The sequence below is a fragment of the Ferdinandcohnia sp. SAFN-114 genome (assembly GCF_059415045.1).
In genome coordinates this window covers 1-16,833 of sequence record NZ_JBPFDQ010000033.1, presented here as the reverse complement: position 1 = coordinate 16,833, position 16,833 = coordinate 1, and the positions used below count along the sequence as shown (strand labels likewise).

Genomic DNA, 16,833 nt, shown 5'->3' with positions numbered 1-16,833 from the left:
AGGTTGATAAATAATCCATTATTAATGATGGTGTAAAAATAAAATGATAGAATAAATGAAATATATTTTGAATAAACCTTACTATCATTTAGATAAGATAATGAACTAAAGTTGAGGTATCTAAAAAAATGAATGTTGGATTAAAAAACAATGCCGAAAAATGTTATCAACTGGCTGAGCATAAAGCGGCTCAATATTTTCAAGAACTAGATCAAGATGTCAATGACAAAAGTTATATTCCAACACTAACAAAAGACTTCAAAACTTGGAAGCATCAGCATATTCATCGGTCGCCATTTCCTTTTCTGAAAGGGGCGAACAGACCATCTGATACAAAGGATTATCATAGTTATATAAAATGGCTAAATTACACTGGAAAATTAGATCATTACTTAGACAGAAGTATTTCATATATATTTATGAGAGATATGGGAAAAGATCTTTTAGTGTCTGATACTCAATCAAGGATTGATAACGTAGTTACTAGTCTGAAAGATCATTTACTTAAAACAGTATCAAAAGAAGAAAATGAAGGATTTGATTTCTTTAGTACGGTAGGATTATATAAATGGGGACAAAAGGAAGGTATTGAATCGTCGATTATTTGGTTGTTGGATAAATTAAAGACGGTGTCTTTAAATATTCCAGAGGGAATGGATGGAACCCATGCTCAGAGAAAATTACTCAAAATCATCGCTGGCGTCATTATTAATGAGATGGAGGAAATGGGGGAGGACCTCGCACAAGATGTACGCACCCAAAAACTAGATAAAGCCCTTCGACTAGGCTTTTCCTATGGTCTTACCTATCCATTTATTGATGACCTTTTGGATGCAAATATATTGTCTGACAAAGAACAGCGGCAATATTCCGAGATGATTCGTACAACACTACTTACTGAATCTGTACCTGAGTCAGGGAATTGGACAGGGAAAAATAAGAAATTACTTGAATTTGTTGAGGCTGAACTTTCAGAAGCCTTCCAGTATATTAAGAGTCAGCAACCCGCAGAGAAGTTGCACTCTTTTTTTGAACAATCCTATGTATTTTTTAAATCACAAGAAATCGATCGTGATAAGGTACTTTCAAATGCAACATATACTAATGAAGATTTATATGTACCCATTATTATTAAATCATCTTCATCACGTTTGATTGTTCGTTCATTAATAAATGCTCCCGAAGATGAAGGTCATGACAAACGGATTTTCTGTTACGGGATTTATAATCAACTTGCAGATGATTTTTCTGATATGTTTTCTGACATGAAGCACAGTGCTGTAACCCCTTATACGTATTATTTATCCTATCACAAGAAGCGAACCGACTTAATAAACCCGTATGAATTATACTGGGCTGTCATTTCTTATCTAATCCATAACATATACAAATCTGATCCGAAAGCCTGTGACATTATTTTGAATCGAGCTATTAATGGATTGAAACGATTTAAAAAGCGGGTAGGAAACAAAGTGTATGAAGAAATGATGGAGACATTCGCTTCGGGTAATCCAGCCTTTAATCATATCGTTCAGAAAATGGTTCGAAAAGCAGAAGATGTCGATTTTTTTGATAAACTATTACGAGATCACATGGTTACGAACTTAAAAAAAGAACAGCAAGAAAAAGAAGACTTTACTGAACTAGTTGAACAAGTGCGCACAAAGATAGATAACCTTATAGACATCCAACCACATAACACCCTTGTTTCACCAGTAATTAACGCTGCAAATTATAGTCTGAACGGAGGCGGAAAAAGGCTGAGACCTATCGCAACTTGGATGATGGGTGTAAAAGAATATGGGTTAAAAGAAAGCACGATTATGCCATTGCTGAAGTCATTAGAGTATATGCATACGGCATCTTTAATCTATGATGATCTTCCATCACAGGATAATGCAGCCTTTCGACGTGGTCAAAAAACTGTGCATCAAGAATATAATACCGCCATTGCGGAATTAACGGGGCTCTTTCTGACTCAAAGGGCCACTTTCGAGCAAGCATCACTTGGTTTTGATCCAGAAAGAGTACTAAAATTGATTCAATACTCGACACAAAGTACGGAAGATATGTGCAAAGGTCAAGTTATGGATTTAAATTCCAAGGGAAAACAATTAACATTAGAAGAATTAAATCTGATGTGCCATTTAAAAACAGGGAAAGGTTTTGAGGCTGCTCTCATTATGCCTTCTATCCTCGCAAATGTGAACAACGAAAAAATTCAAGCTTTAAAAAAGTTTGCCTATCATGCTGGCATAGCCTTTCAAATTAAGGATGATTTGCTAGATGTTGAAGGAACATCCGAAATACTTGGAAAAAGGGTTGGTATTGACGCTCTTAACAATCAATCAACTTTTGTCACGGTCCTTGGTTTAGAGGGGGCTAAAAGAAAAATGTGGGAGCATTACTGTAAGGCGATGGAAACTTTGCAAGATCTTCAACTAAAAACTAGATTCTTACAACAAACATTAAATTATTTTGTACATAGAAACCATTAACAGGAAATGCCTGTCTCTAGATACTAACGTGTAGGGATAGGTTTTTTGTGTTTTTCTCTCATCTAGGTAAAAAGCACATTTTTGAGGTACAAGTTGAAAGGCATAAGCCTATGGAATAGGATGCTAGTAGGCTATGAATAAGGAGTGATTAACAGATGTATTATTACGACCCAAACGGGCAATTGCCGACATCACTACCATACCACACTGATTTAGAAGATTATTATGATTACGAAAGACAACTAGGCTCATTATTCCCATCTTTTGGAGGAGGTTCTATGGGACCTCCATTTGGACCACCTAGTCAAGGTCCAGGAGGAGGACCACCTTTCGGATTTCCTGGCCAAGGTCAAGGAGGAGGACCACCTTTTGGATTTCCTGGCCAAGGTCAGGGAGGAGCACCAACAGCACCGCCACCATCGTTTGTTCCAACTCAACAAGCTCAAACATTTGCTGTTGATCCTGGTAGCATAAGGAGATGTATGTTTAGATATACCTATGTATGGCTACGTGGGCCTGGACAATTCTGGTTCTACCCGACTTTTGTTGGCAGAAGATCTGTCTCTGGATTTAGATGGACTGGGTTCAATTGGGTGTATTTTGGAATTAGTTTAAGACAAATTCAATCATTTACCTGTTTTTAAAGAAAAATGGAGGAGAGCAGAGGAATTAACGATTGTTCCTAAACTCTCCTCTTTTAATTATAATAACTTTTTCACCATTACAATATGAGGTCCAATCGGTGGATAATCAAAAACTTCCCCATGTTGCTTGAAACCCAATCTTTCATAATACCCCTGAACATTCGTTCTACCCATGCACCATAAAAGTTCAATATCTTTTATTTGTAGAATACTTTCTGCATAATTCACTACTTCTCTTCCTGCTCCTCGCTTTCGAAATTCCCCAACTGTAGCCATAGCCCTTAGACGATATTGCTTTTCACTTGAAAAGTCTGGGTTTAACATGGCACAAAATGATGCGGTGCTAATTAATCTCCCGTAATAAAATGCTCCAACATGGAAACTTCCATTTTCATGATCTGATTCGTACATGCTAGCTTCCATTGGCTGATGTGGGCGTAAGATGCTGTGTCTCAATTCGTACGTCATTTCTGCTTCTATTTTCTTCACTTCAAGCATGTTTTCCTCCGCTAATTAAAGTAATGATATTTAATAAATTCTTTAATCTTGGAAAATCCCCTTCAATTTTTTGTAAGTTTTTGGGGATTAAGTAAAAGGGTATTATCATTTTTTATAGAATGTATGTTTTAGAGGAGGTATAGAATATGACAAGTGATATTCTGATAAACAATAAGAAAAGCTGGGATATCGTAGCACATCATTTTAACGGAAAGGATGCTCTTCCTAGCTATGGTCCGTTTTCACAAACAGAGAATGAACTGGGACTGTTTGAAAATGTAACGCTTAGGAGAGTACTTGATATCGGCTGCGGAAGCGGACATTCATTAAAATACATGGCAGATAAAGGAGCTACTGAATTATGGGGAGTAGATTTGTCAGATGCCCAAATTACAACGGCCAACCATACATTGTCGGGTTTGGATCCTCACTTATTTTGTGCTCCAATGGAGAAGGATGTTGGCATACCAAAAGAATATTTTGATTTAGTTTATTCAATTTATGCAATCGGTTGGTCGACAGATTTATCAGAAACATTTAAATTAATCTATGACTATTTGTTATTTGGTGGTTATTTTATATTCAGTTGGGATCATCCATTATATCCTCATCTAAAAAGTGAAGATGGTCGTATTTATCTAGAAGGATCATACCAGAATGAAGGGTTTGTTAAATACAATAACTTTAAAGGTGAAGATGCGCCGATGGTAATACCTACAAGAAAAATGAGTACATATTTAAACGAATTAATTAAAGCAGGATTTACAATTGAGCAAGTAATCGAAAGTGATGTTTCATCAATATTTCGTTCAAGTGAAGAGGAGGTTTCTGACCGTTATTATTCGCTATACAAAGCACGAAAATTTCCTACGACGATGATCGTAAAAGCTCGAAAACTATAAAAGGAGTGTGCAAAATGAAGAAATTGAACCAAACACCGATAAAAAACATAATGGGAGGAGTGTTCATCCATGTTACAGATTTAAAAAAATCAGTTGAATGGTACAGTAAGATTTTAAGATTTGAACCAGATATTAATCGTGTCCAGTCACCGGTTTATAACATTCCAATTAATGGAACAACGAGTTTAACCTTAGACGACCATGCATTTGACCCTACTTTCAATCATGAACCATCTCCAAATCCAATCTTTAATTTTCTAGTCGAAGACATTGATGTTGCTTATGATTTTATTAAATCATGTGATATCGAAATCGTAAGGGAAATTGAAAGAGTGGGGGAGAACTTTGCTTGGTTTAATTTCAAAGACCTCGATGGAAATGTCATAATGGCTTGTACGGGTTAACAATAACGATTCATATAATGGCATCTTGTCAATTTTTTCAGAGTACATATCTAATAGTGAGGGGTACATATATGGGCTATGTTACTAGATTAAGAAAATTAATCGGTACTCAACCTATCATAACAGTAGGAGCTACAATTCTTGTGATTAATGATAAAAGAGAGCTTCTTTTTCAACATCGTTCGGACACATTGGATTGGGGATTACCGGGCGGATCTATGGAACTTGGGGAAGCAGTTGAAGAAGTTGCAACCCGTGAATTAAAAGAAGAAACTGGACTTATAGCAAATAAATTCAGATTAATTGGTGTCTTTTCTGGTCCCCGATATTATTTTCGTTATCCGAATGGGGATGAAACTTACAGTGTAATTAACTTATTTCATGCTTTTAATGTCAGTGGTAATTTAGAAATGAACGATGGAGAAAGTATAAATTTAGCGTTCTTTAACAAAGATAATCTTCCTACCAACATTGAAAAAAGAGCAAAGGCGCTAATCGAAGAAATCGGAGAACGTTTGTGGGAATTAGAATGTTCGTTTGAAATTTAGGTTAGAATACATTACTTGCTGATATGGATAGTATATGGATTAAAGATGTAAGAAAATGCCCAGATAAGCTCTGGGCATTTCACATTATTCGTATAGATCTTCTAATTCATCAATTAACTCACCAACATAAGCAACTGCTTTGCGGATTGCATCTGGTTTAGACATATCGACACCAGCATATTTCATGAGTTCAAGTGGCTTCATCGTACCACCAGCTTTTAATACTTCAATCCAACGATCAACTACTGGTTGTCCTTCTTCTTTGATTAATTGTGCTACAGCAGTAGAAGCTGTTAATCCAGCAGAGTACGTATATGGATATAGTCCCATATAATAATGTGGCTGACGCATCCATGTTAAGCTTGCTGCGTCGTCAATTTCCACCGTATCTCCCCAGAAAGATTTTAATACTTCACCTTTAATTGCACTTAAGGCAGGTGCTGTAATTGGTTTACCAGCTTCGGCTAATGCATAAACTCGACGTTGATATTCACCCTCAAGTAAATGAGTCACAAAGTTATGATAGTAAGTTCCTAACAATTGAAGGATTACCCAACGCTTCATTCTCTTATCATCTGTTTTCGATAATAGATGTTCCGCTAATAGTAACTCATTCATAGTTGATGGCGCCTCGATAAAGTAAGTGGATGGACGAGTGTTTCCAATACGTTGATGGCTATTTGCATGGTAAAAATGACCCGCATGCCCAAGTTCATGAGCTAAAATAAACGCACCACGCATTGTATCAGTCCAAGTGATTAAAATATAAGGATGTGCACCATATGGACTAGAACAGAATGCACCCGTAGATTTCCCAACGTTAGCAGGAAGGTCAACCCAACGTTCAATAAGACCTTTTTCCATGATTGCACTGTATTCTGGGCCCATCACCTGTAGAGCTTCAAGAATTGTTTTTGATGCTTCTTCATAGGTTGTTTTTGGATTAAAATCAGGATCCATTGGTGCTTTTAAATCACTAAAGTGCATGTTGTCTAAGCCGAGAACGCGCTGCTTCAATTTCGCAAACTTTCTCATATGAGGTGCAAGTTCAGTTTGAATAACATCTAATTGATTATGGTACATGTCAAGTGTAACCTGTTGTGGATGCAAGAGCATATGAGTAACAGATTCATAGTTACGTAATTTTGATAATGCCACTTGTTTTTTTACTTCTGTTGCATAGGCAGCAGCAAACGTATTTTGATATTTCTTCAATGTTTCTGAAAAAGTATTAAATGCATTGCGTCTGACCGTTGGGTTTTCAGAAAGCTCATAGCGATCTTCAAATAAAGCAAAGGAAAGTGGCAGTTCATTACCATCCTCGTCCTTAAAAGAAGGAAAAGTCATATCAGATGCTTTGCTACGTTGATAAATCATATATGGTGCGTCGTGAACCTCGCCTAGAGCAGCTAGCGCTTCTTCCGTTTCAGGTGAAAGGGTATGTGGCTTTTTTTCCAAGATGAAGCTTAAGTTATTCTGAAATACTTCTAATTCTTTTTCTTCTATTATGTATTGTTCAATTGTTCCATCCGGTAATGCAAGTGTTTCAGACTCAATAAATGATAGCGCTGCACCAATTGCTGAAAAAAGAGACGAAACCCTTGCTGCATTTCCTTGATTCTCAGGGTTGGTGGCGTCCTCATTAAATCGTAAACTCGCATATGTACCTAGTAAAACCATTCGCTTTTGAAGTTCTTCTTTTGCAAGTAAACAATCTAGGAATGTTTTTGCACCGTTTCCTAATTGCCCTTTATATTTTGTGACAGTTGATACATCAGACTCAATCGAAGCTAATTCTTGTTCCCATTCTTCAACCGATTGAAACAAATCTTCAAGTCTCCAGGTTTGTTCAACAGGGACCTCAGCACGAGTTAATAGTTTTTCTTTAACCTTTGTCATAAATTTACCTCCTAAAAAGTATTTCGTTACTCTAAGTATTATTATATCTGAAAAGAGGGGGGATTAAATAGTATTTTCAAAAAGTTTTTATGAAAAATTTAAATACATCTGATTATTTAGTCAAAGATACTACATTTTAATATACATACTAGAAATAATTACCACCGAAAGTCCCGGTCTAAATAAGTAACTAAGACTCATGACGCTGCAATTATTTGAATGGTAATATATTAGTAATTAATTTGTTTAGTAGCCGAATTAATTATTTTTTCATTAAAAAATGGAAGCGCATTCTGAAAGCGTTAACTGGATATACGTTCCAAAATTATTCATTCTATAAACAATTCGATCAAGCAGGAAATGAACTTGAGAATAAATACCCCCAAAAAAACTATTAAAATTATTTGGAAGGGGAGTATTTTTCTATAAAACTCACTATTTTTATGTGAAAACTTTTATTTATTAGGGGAGGAAGTAAAATGGCATCAGTATCAAGGCAAATCAGAAAATCTTCAAAATTAAGAAAGAAACTATTAGCAAGTACACTTGCACTCTCAATTGTAGCTCCTACAATTGGTTTTGCAGATGAGCAAGGGTACACCGGCAATGAGGGAGAGGCTACACCGTATGACGGAAGAGGTGCAATCACAACCTATAAAATTGAAAAAGCTGAAGGTCAACCAGAAATTGAGGTAGCAACTCAAGATAGAATCCTAAAAATTAACGACAAGTATTATAGAGATGCAAATGGAGACCAAAGCTTAGATGTCTACGAGGACTGGAGAAAGCCGGTATCAGAACGTGTTGCTGATTTAATTAGTCAAATGAGTCTTGAGCAAAAGGCTGGGTTGATGTACATCGCTACACATACTCCAGAAGCAGATCCAGCAGATGGAAATTTTGTAACTCCGGAAAATAGTAAAATTGTTACTGATAAAAAATTGCGCCATGTTATTTATCGTTTGTCTCAAAACTTAGGGGATATCGCAAACTATAATAACCAAATGCAAAAATTAGCAGAAAATTTAGAGTTAGGGATCCCAGTTGTTATCACTTCAAATCCTAGAAACTCTGCATCTACCGATTATACAAATATCACCAATGTCCAAGATCAACACACATTCTGGCCAGGGACATTAGGTTTAGCTGCAGCGAGAGATGTAGAAGCTGTTGGTGAGTTCGCCGATATTGCCCGTCAAGAATGGAGAGCAGCAGGTATTCGTAAAGTGTATGGATATATGGCGGATGTTGCAACTGATCCACTATGGGCAAGAATTGAAGAAACATTCGGGGAAGATCCAAAAGTAGTTGGAGATATGAACTATGAAATTATTAGAGGATTCCAAGGTGAAGAACTTGGGAAAGACAGTGTTGCGATCACAGTAAAACATTTCCCTGGTGGCGGAGCTCGTGATGATGGACAAGATCCTCACTTTGAAAACGGTAGCTTTAACATTTATCCGACAGAGGGAAGTATGGAAAAGTATCACATTCCTCCGTTCCAAAGAGCGATTGAAGCAGGAGTTTCATCCGTAATGCCTTATTATGCATATCCAAGTAATGATAGTGCTGACCAGGGGTTACCACCTTATGTAAATCAAGAGGATCAGCAATTTGAAGAAGTGGGTATGACCTTAAATGAAGGGATAATCCGTTACCTCCGTGAAGGCCTTGGTTTCAAAGGTTATGTTAACTCTGACTCTGGAGCAGTTGCAGGTAGTGCATGGGGATACAATGATAAAACAGCAGCAGAAAAAGTTGCAAAAGCTGTAAATGCTGGTACCAATATTATTTCAGGGAGTGCAACACCAGAATACTTAATCGAGGCAGTTAACAATGGCCTGCTAGACATTGACAAAGTAAATGAATCATTAACTTATACTCTTTCTGAAATGATGACATTAGGACTGTTTGAAGATCCTTATGTAAATCCTGAAGAAGCGATTGCTTTGGCAAATGATGATGAACACAGAGCGTTAGCTTATGAAGCACATCAAAAATCAGTTGTTCTAATGCGTAATGATAAAGTAAAGGGTGAAAAATTATTACCGTTTACTGAAGAAAAATTAGAAACTGTTAAGCTTTATGTTGAAGGATTTGTTGGGGTTGCAGCTCCTAGAGGTAATGATAATCCTGAACAATATGTGATTGAGGAATCTAAAAAACAATCTGAAGGCTTTACTTCAGATTTAAAGCATACACTTAACGAAAAATTCCCTAACATTGAAATAGTGGATCGTGTTGAGGAAGCAACTCATGCATATGTATATTTGAAACCAACTCAATCGAACTGGGATAATAACCCACGAATTACGGTTGGTCCAGAAACAGGAATATCTGATATAGACCGAATTGTTGAGATTCAAAAAGCAGTTCCAACGATTACTGCTGTAAACTTTACGAACCAATGGCTAATTAATAAGCTTGAACCAAAAGCAGCTGCATTTATTGGTACATTTGGTACTCAACAAGAAGCAGTATTTGATGTCATCACAGGAAAATTCAACCCAGTTGGTAAACTTCCGTTTGCAATTCCAGCTAGCGCAAAAGCCGTAGAACGAGAAGTAGGTGACGTTCCAAGCTTTGCACCTGAAGAATATAAACATTTTACTTATAAAACTAAAGCGGGTGTCAAATACGAATACGGATTTGGACTATCTTACGAAAAAGAGAAGTCTAATAAGGGTAAAAAGAAATAATGAAAGGAGAGCCGACCAAATATATGTTGGTCGGCTCAAATGAATTCTCCCTTATTCGAAAAACATCTATACCGTAACCTCACCGAAACCAACCTTTTTTCTTAAACCACACGAACATACCTATTCCAATTATTATCATAATCGCTTGAATTACAAAATACCCATATCTATATGTAAGTTCAGGCATATGACTAAAATTCATACCATAAATACCAGCTATAAAGGTTAACGGCATGAAAATTGTCGTTATAACCGTTAAAATGCGCATCACTTTATTGGTTTGATGGGAATTCAATGACAAATAGCTATCTCGTATATCCGCAGTAAGCTCTCGGCTCGCATCAATTTTTTCAGTTAGACGTAACAGGTGATCATGGATATCATGAAAATACTCAATTCGATGCTGCAATAAGTCAAGTCGATGCGAGTTGATAATTCGATATACCAAATCCCTCATTGGTATCACCGTATGACGTAAGGTAAGTAAATTATGACGCGTATCAAAAAGTTCATCTAGTAGCTCTTCCATCGATTTTTCATTTGAATTATCCTCAATATGATTTAAGGTATCTTCAAGTTGATACACAATAGGAAAATAATTATCAACCAGCTTATCAATGATATGATACAACACGAGAGAGGGGTCCCAATTCTCAATCATTTCAGTAACCATTAATCGATTCCACACATCATTTATTTCACCTAATTCTGATAAATGAAAGGTCACTATATATTCTTCGCCTAGAAACATATTGATTTCTTCTTTTTCTAGTGTTAATCGATGAAGACTGTGAGAAACAAAGAAGGTATTTTTTTCGTAAAAATCTAATTTAGGTCGTTGCAACACATGGATGCAGTCTTCTATAGCCAGTGGGTGAAATTGAAGTGTTTTTGACAATTCTTCAATTTCCGATTCTGTTGGTCTGTTAAAATCAATCCAATACCATTTACAATCTATATCCTTTATTTCTGTAATCGAGATATCAGTTAAACGTTCATTTTGATGACTAATTGCGAGAATGCGAATCATTAAATAACCTCATTTTAATTATAAAATCTTGTTTGTAAAGAATATTTTTGAAAAACATATAACTTATTTTTTCCAATTTTTGTAGTATAATGGAGTAATTCAAAGTAAAAAAGGGGAAGACATTATGAAATCTAGACCATTTGTGTTAGTAAGTATTGTACTTGCGATGCTTATCAGTGCTATGGATACGACAATCCTCCAAACAACTGCCCCTACAATTGCAGAAACACTAGGTGGATATAAGTTTTATGGGTGGATGTTTGCCATCTATGTTTTATTTTCTACTGTTTCCTTACCAATATTCGGGAAACTCGCCGATATTTATGGAAGGAAAAAAATATTTAGTATTTCTATCATTCTATTTACAATCGGTTCATTACTTTGTGGATTAGCAGATTCGATGGTAGAACTAATCGTGTACCGTGGAATCCAGGGCTTAGGTGCTGGTGGAGTATCACCACTAACCATGATCATTGCCGGTGACCTTTATTCGATTGAAAAACGCGGAAAAATTCAAGGGTTCTTCTCAGCTATGTGGGGAGTTGCTGCTGTCATCGCACCGCTTGTCGGGGGCTATTTTGTAGAGACACTTTCATGGCGTTGGATATTTTTTATTAATATTCCAATTGGAATCATTGTCCTTTTATGTTTAATTCCTTACAAAGAAAACATTACTAAGGATAAAAATCCGCTTAATTATCTTAGCGCATTTCTTTTTACTGGAAGTATGCTGGCATTTTTAATGAACACCATTACAACTGAAAATCTTGTAATCTACAATATAATTGGGATCCTCTTTTTAATTGCATTTATATACGCCGAGAAAAAATCAGATAAACGCTTCATCCCAATTGAAATATTAAAGAATAAGAACATTTCTTGGTTGAATATTAATGGTTTTTTAATCTTTTTAAGTATTTTTGCGTTTTCTAACTATGTTCCATTGTTTATGCAGGAAGTTCAAGGGATTTCAATAACAGTTAGTGGACTCGTACTATTCGGAATGAGTGTTGCCTGGATGCTTGCATCTGTTCCGGCAGGAAACCTAATCTTAAAATATGGATATCGAAAAACAATCTTTCTAGGAAACGGCCTGCTCATATTATCCGCAGTTCTTGCATTTTTCATGAATAAAGACACAAGTTTCTGGTATATTTTCATGATTTTAACGATTCAAGGTTTCGCATTCGGAATAGTCGTTACAATCGGGACAATTGGATCACAAGAATTAGCAGAAGCTCATCAAAAGGGAATGTCAACAAGTCTTCAATTCTTTGCAAGAAACATTGGAACCACCTTTGGGGCAAGTATTATGGGAATGCTTATTACAAGTCAGGTTGATGTGGGAAAAGGAATGCATCATTTGATACTCTATATGTTAATTTCAGTTACTCTTGCAACGATTATTAGCTTTTTGGTCAGCAATAAATTATATTCTCACAAACTAGAAAATCATTGAAACATCAAAAGCGGATGCTTTTGGTGTTTTTTTCTATAATAATATATGATTTTATTGTATGATTAAAATAATTCGGAATTTGAAATAATTTGTTGGTATACATTTTGGAGGCCCTTATGTTTAGAATTTTTTCGTATTTAAAACCCTATCGACTAGCCATTTCGGTTGCTCTTGTTTTGACTTTTGTTGAACTCACGGTGGAACTCTTGCAACCGCTTTTAATCGCAAAAGTGATTGATGATGGTATACTACAAAATGATCTTTCTGTTGTAATGAAGTGGGGAGGAATTATGGTCGGTATCTCGCTTCTTGCGTTTTTATCCGGTATTACAAATTCCTTTTTTGCATCACATGCCAGTCAAAGTTTTGCTTTTGACATTCGAAAAGAATTGTTTGGGAAAATTCAATCCTTCTCTTTTGCAAATCTTCAAAAATTTGATACAGCAACATTAATTACGAGAATGACCAATGATGTCACCCAGTTACAAAATACCGTATTTATGAGTCTTCGAATCGCCATTCGGGCACCGATGCTCATCATTTTTGGAATGGTTATGGCATTCCTCGTAAATGCCAAGCTATCGATGATGCTAATATTAACAATCCCTTTTTTAATATTATTTCTTATTTTTGTAATGACAAAAGCAAGAAGGCTATTTCAATCTGTTCAACAAAAACTAGATACAGTCAATGAAGTGATGAGGGAAAACCTATCGGGGATGCGACTTATCAAAGCGTTTGTGCGATGGAAACATGAAACATTCCGTTTCATACATGCCAATGAAGACTTAAAGAAAAAAACGATAACATCGCTTCGCCTTATTGAATTGACAATGCCGGTACTTTTGCTCTTGATGAATGGCAGCATCATTGCGATTCTATGGTTTGGAAGTATAGATGTGAGTAAAGGGAATGTTCAAGTTGGGGAAGTTGTTGCAGTCATCAATTATACGACAAGGATTACCGGTGCACTTGGTGTATTTTCATGGATTATCATGCATTTTTCAAGAGCAAAAGCTTCATCTGAACGTGTCATTGATGTATTAGATACTGAAGTTGACTTAATAGAGTCAACAAAGAATGTTAAAAGTATGAAATATCCGGAAGGTAGCATTCAATTTTCTCATGTTGATTTCAAGTATCCTGGAACAAGCGTGAAGGTTTTACATGATATTTCTTTCTTAATTAAGCCAGGTGAAATAGTCTCAATCCTTGGTGCAACCGGTTCAGGTAAGACATCCTTATTTCAATTAATTCCACGATTATATGATGTGATTCATGGAAGTGTTGAGATTGACGGGATAGATGTGAAGAATCGAAAACTTGATGAATTGAGAAAACAAATTGGCTATGTTCCTCAAGAGGCATTGTTGTTCACGGGAACGATCAAAGAGAATATACGCTGGGGTAAACAGGATGCGACGATGGAAGAAATCATAGAAGCAGCAAAGGTGGCCCAAATTCATGAAACGATTGAAAAGCTTCCATTACAATACGATACCATCATTGGTCAAAAAGGAGTTAACTTATCTGGAGGACAAAAACAGCGTATATCAATTGCGAGAGCACTTGTTCGCAACCCTAAAATTCTGCTATTGGACGATAGTACAAGTGCATTAGATTTAAGAACAGAAGCCCAATTATTAACGGCATTGAAAGAATACACCTGTACAACATTGATCATTACTTCCAAGATTTACACTGCCATGGAAACTGATACGATTTTACTGCTGGAAGATGGAAGATTACTTGCCTCCGGAAACCATGAAGAGCTTTTACAAACCTCAGCTTTTTATCAAAAAGTCTTTGAAACACAGTTCGGAAAGGGGGGACAAGCCCATGTCAACGCGAATTAATCGCCTTAAACAAAATGATGGGAGTAAGCCACAACAGGCTAAGGACAGAATGGGTACTGTCAAAAGAATTTGGTCCTATTTGGCGGTCAATAATAAATTATTAATCGCTGTCTTAGCTATGGTAGTCGTGAGTTCAGGGCTTGGTCTCCTTGGTCCGTACTTGTTAGGTAAAGGAATTGACGAATATATCGTAACAAAAGACAATAATGGAATCCTCATTGTACTTCTTAGTTTAGGAATTGTGTATATTCTTCATTCCATTTCTCTGTGGTATCAAAACTATTGGATGGTAGGGATTGCTCAAAATACAGTCTTTTCTATGAGAACTGAGCTTTTCGAGCAGTTACATCGGTTACCCATTTACTTTTTTGATAAACGCCAACATGGGGAACTGATGAGCCGAATTACAAATGACATTGAAAATGTAAGCTCAACTTTGAATACGTCAGTCATTCAAATTTTTTCAAGTTTACTTACATTGGTTGGTACTATAGCGATAATGGTCTGGCTAAGCCCTCTGTTAACTCTGATTACGATGATAATCATCCCTATCATGTTCATCGGGATTAAGTGGATTACAAAACGAACAGGGAAGCTATTTAAGGAACAGCAACGTTATTTGGGAGAACTGAACGGTTATATCGAAGAAACGATTTCTGGTCAAAGAATTGTAAAAACTTTTTCACAAGAGGAAAAAGTGATCAATGAATTTTTAGAAAAGGGTGAAAAGCTAAAGAAAGCAGGCTATTATGCACAAGCTTATTCTGGTTTTATCCCGAAACTTATGAACGTATTAAATAATCTAAGCTTTGCAATCATTGCAGGGATTGGTGGGATACTTGCTTTAAATGGACATATCACCATCGGAACGATTGTCATTTTTGCAGAGTATTCGAGACAATTCACTCGTCCACTGAATGACTTAGCCAATCAATTCAATACATTACTATCCGCTATTGCAGGCGCTGAACGTGTATTTGATATTTTAGATGAAGAAGTAGAGGCTAAGGACGAAACCAATGCGAAAAAAATGCATAAAATTGATGGTAAGGTCGAATTCAACCATGTTTCTTTTGCCTATGACAAGGGTGGCAATACAATTAAAGATGTATCATTTGAAGTAAAGGTAGGAGAATCAGTTGCCTTTGTTGGCCCAACGGGTGCTGGGAAAACAACGATTATTAATTTACTTTCCAGATTTTACGAACCGGACGAAGGCTCTATAAAAATTGATGGAGTTAATACCTCGTCCATGACAAGGGAAAGCCTTCGTCAAAATATGGGCTTTGTGCTTCAGGATGTTTATCTGTTCCAAGCCTCTATATTGGATAATATTCGTTATGGGAAACTAGATGCAACGAACGAAGATGTAATAGAAGCTGCAAAATTGGCAAATGCACACTCGTTTATCATGAAACTTCCGAAACAGTATCATACGATTTTAAACCAAGATGGTAGTGGCATTAGTCAGGGACAGAAGCAGCTACTATCAATCGCAAGAGCCATTCTTGCAAGCCCGTCCATTCTTATCCTAGATGAAGCAACAAGTAGCATTGATACTGTCACAGAAATGAAAATCCAAGAAGCACTACAACGATTAATGAAGGGGAAGACAAGCTTCATCATTGCCCACCGCTTAAATACGATTGAAAGAGCAGACCAAATTATTGTTTTGAGAGACGGAGAAATCATCGAAAAAGGGGATCATCTCTCCCTTTTAGAGCAAAAAGGGTATTATCATAACCTCTATCATAGTCAATTAGAGAATCAGGTTATCTAAATCCAAAAATTACCTTTTATATTCTATAGGGCATCATCAAATGATAAACCTAAATAAGAATTAAGGGTGATGTTCATTCATGAGGCACTTTAAGGCTTTAGGAATCAAGTTTATCGTAATATCCATTGTACTCTTGTCCCTTTTTGGAATATTTAGAGGTGCTTCCTTTGGAGAAATTCTACTCATGAGTATACTTGTAACGGGGCTCGCATACGTCGTTGGAGATTTATTTACACTGCCGAGAGCGGGTAATACCGTTGCTACTATTGCTGATTTTGGCTTATCTTTCTTTGCAATTTGGATATTGAGCTACATGTTCATGGATAATACATCAGGGTTAATCACAGCCTCTCTTGTTGCGGCTGGTGTTATTGCTATAAGTGAAGTACTCTTCCATGCATATATGCAAAATAAGGTTCTTAATGAAGAGAAACATGTGACAAGAACGCATTTTAGACCAAGCTATCAAACTGAGTTTGCAGAGGAATATGACGAAGAAACGAAAGATCTGAAAAAGAAATAAAAAGGATGGCCATGGCTTGAACTGACCTAGCCAAATGAGACATATATAAAACACCTATCCATATTAAATTTAACACTTTTTCATTAATTTGAT

General features: G+C 36.3%; 13 protein-coding genes. 10 read left to right on the top strand and 3 right to left on the bottom strand.

Annotated elements, in window-relative coordinates:
- The first annotated feature begins 128 nt into the window (after nt 1-128).
- Both ACR65M_RS12205 and ACR65M_RS12200 read left to right on the top strand, forming a co-directional pair.
- Nucleotides 129-2,498, top strand: a complete 2,370-nt coding sequence (locus tag ACR65M_RS12205; protein WP_440273441.1) for a polyprenyl synthetase family protein — start codon at nt 129-131, stop codon at nt 2,496-2,498.
- Nucleotides 2,499-2,653: 155 nt separating this feature from the next.
- Nucleotides 2,654-3,142 carry a hypothetical protein gene (locus ACR65M_RS12200; protein WP_121448659.1) on the top strand — a complete coding sequence of 163 codons (489 nt, stop codon included), beginning with the start codon at nt 2,654-2,656 and terminating at the stop codon, nt 3,140-3,142.
- A 57-nt stretch (nt 3,143-3,199) separates the two neighbouring features.
- On the opposite strand, the gene ACR65M_RS12195 is transcribed toward ACR65M_RS12200, so the two are convergent.
- A complete protein-coding gene (locus ACR65M_RS12195; protein WP_440273440.1) occupies nt 3,200-3,640 on the bottom strand; it encodes a GNAT family N-acetyltransferase in 441 nt (146 codons plus the stop codon).
- Between the two features lie 146 nt (nt 3,641-3,786).
- Here ACR65M_RS12195 and ACR65M_RS12190 point away from each other — a divergent pair, with 146 nt between their 5' ends.
- From ACR65M_RS12190 to ACR65M_RS12180, 3 genes are all read left to right on the top strand, one after another.
- Nucleotides 3,787-4,542, top strand: a complete 756-nt coding sequence (locus ACR65M_RS12190; RefSeq protein ID WP_341331653.1) for a class I SAM-dependent methyltransferase — start codon at nt 3,787-3,789, stop codon at nt 4,540-4,542.
- A 14-nt stretch (nt 4,543-4,556) separates the two neighbouring features.
- Entirely contained in the window at nt 4,557-4,946 is a 390-nt protein-coding gene (locus ACR65M_RS12185) for a VOC family protein (protein ID WP_121448662.1), read from the top strand.
- A 71-nt stretch (nt 4,947-5,017) separates the two neighbouring features.
- Nucleotides 5,018-5,494: an NUDIX domain-containing protein gene (locus tag ACR65M_RS12180; protein WP_121448663.1), complete on the top strand. Its 477-nt coding sequence runs from the start codon at nt 5,018-5,020 to the stop codon at nt 5,492-5,494.
- Between the two features lie 84 nt (nt 5,495-5,578).
- On the opposite strand, the gene pepF is transcribed toward ACR65M_RS12180, so the two are convergent.
- Nucleotides 5,579-7,393: an oligoendopeptidase F gene (gene pepF, locus ACR65M_RS12175; RefSeq protein ID WP_440273439.1), complete on the bottom strand. Its 1,815-nt coding sequence runs from the start codon at nt 7,391-7,393 to the stop codon at nt 5,579-5,581.
- 479 nt (nt 7,394-7,872) lie between these two features.
- Between pepF and ACR65M_RS12170 the strand changes: the two genes are divergently transcribed.
- Complete coding sequence (locus ACR65M_RS12170; RefSeq protein ID WP_440273438.1) at nt 7,873-10,092, top strand: glycoside hydrolase family 3 protein; 2,220 nt, start codon at nt 7,873-7,875, stop codon at nt 10,090-10,092.
- Between the two features lie 79 nt (nt 10,093-10,171).
- Here ACR65M_RS12170 and corA read toward each other — a convergent pair whose 3' ends face one another.
- Complete coding sequence (gene corA / locus ACR65M_RS12165) at nt 10,172-11,122, bottom strand: magnesium/cobalt transporter CorA (protein ID WP_341331656.1); 951 nt, start codon at nt 11,120-11,122, stop codon at nt 10,172-10,174.
- Nucleotides 11,123-11,246: 124 nt separating this feature from the next.
- Here corA and ACR65M_RS12160 point away from each other — a divergent pair, with 124 nt between their 5' ends.
- The 4 genes from ACR65M_RS12160 to ACR65M_RS12145 all read left to right on the top strand — a co-directional run bounded on the left by ACR65M_RS12160 (nt 11,247) and on the right by ACR65M_RS12145 (nt 16,740).
- Nucleotides 11,247-12,581: an MDR family MFS transporter gene (locus tag ACR65M_RS12160; protein ID WP_341331657.1), complete on the top strand. Its 1,335-nt coding sequence runs from the start codon at nt 11,247-11,249 to the stop codon at nt 12,579-12,581.
- A 116-nt stretch (nt 12,582-12,697) separates the two neighbouring features.
- Nucleotides 12,698-14,437 carry an ABC transporter ATP-binding protein gene (locus ACR65M_RS12155; RefSeq protein ID WP_440273437.1) on the top strand — a complete coding sequence of 580 codons (1,740 nt, stop codon included), beginning with the start codon at nt 12,698-12,700 and terminating at the stop codon, nt 14,435-14,437.
- Nucleotides 14,421-16,217, top strand: coding sequence for an ABC transporter ATP-binding protein (locus ACR65M_RS12150; RefSeq protein WP_440273436.1), 1,797 nt, complete (start codon nt 14,421-14,423; stop codon nt 16,215-16,217). Before ACR65M_RS12155 ends, ACR65M_RS12150 begins: the two co-directional genes overlap by 17 nt.
- 79 nt (nt 16,218-16,296) lie before the next feature.
- Complete coding sequence (locus ACR65M_RS12145; protein WP_440273435.1) at nt 16,297-16,740, top strand: YndM family protein; 444 nt, start codon at nt 16,297-16,299, stop codon at nt 16,738-16,740.
- The last annotated feature ends 93 nt before the right edge of the window (nt 16,741-16,833 follow it).

Excerpts from the sequence above, each read along its gene's own strand:
- ACR65M_RS12205 (WP_440273441.1), top strand. The coding sequence starts at position 129 with ATGAATGTTGGATTAAAAAACAATGCCGAAAAATGTTATCAACTGGCT.
- ACR65M_RS12200 (WP_121448659.1), top strand. The coding sequence starts at position 2,654 with ATGTATTATTACGACCCAAACGGGCAATTGCCGACATCACTACCATAC.
- ACR65M_RS12195 (WP_440273440.1), bottom strand. The coding sequence starts at position 3,640 with ATGCTTGAAGTGAAGAAAATAGAAGCAGAAATGACGTACGAATTGAGA.
- ACR65M_RS12190 (WP_341331653.1), top strand. The coding sequence starts at position 3,787 with ATGACAAGTGATATTCTGATAAACAATAAGAAAAGCTGGGATATCGTA.
- ACR65M_RS12185 (WP_121448662.1), top strand. The coding sequence starts at position 4,557 with ATGAAGAAATTGAACCAAACACCGATAAAAAACATAATGGGAGGAGTG.
- ACR65M_RS12180 (WP_121448663.1), top strand. The coding sequence starts at position 5,018 with ATGGGCTATGTTACTAGATTAAGAAAATTAATCGGTACTCAACCTATC.
- pepF (WP_440273439.1), bottom strand. The coding sequence starts at position 7,393 with ATGACAAAGGTTAAAGAAAAACTATTAACTCGTGCTGAGGTCCCTGTT.
- ACR65M_RS12170 (WP_440273438.1), top strand. The coding sequence starts at position 7,873 with ATGGCATCAGTATCAAGGCAAATCAGAAAATCTTCAAAATTAAGAAAG.
- corA (WP_341331656.1), bottom strand. The coding sequence starts at position 11,122 with ATGATTCGCATTCTCGCAATTAGTCATCAAAATGAACGTTTAACTGAT.
- ACR65M_RS12160 (WP_341331657.1), top strand. The coding sequence starts at position 11,247 with ATGAAATCTAGACCATTTGTGTTAGTAAGTATTGTACTTGCGATGCTT.
- ACR65M_RS12155 (WP_440273437.1), top strand. The coding sequence starts at position 12,698 with ATGTTTAGAATTTTTTCGTATTTAAAACCCTATCGACTAGCCATTTCG.
- ACR65M_RS12150 (WP_440273436.1), top strand. The coding sequence starts at position 14,421 with ATGTCAACGCGAATTAATCGCCTTAAACAAAATGATGGGAGTAAGCCA.
- ACR65M_RS12145 (WP_440273435.1), top strand. The coding sequence starts at position 16,297 with ATGAGGCACTTTAAGGCTTTAGGAATCAAGTTTATCGTAATATCCATT.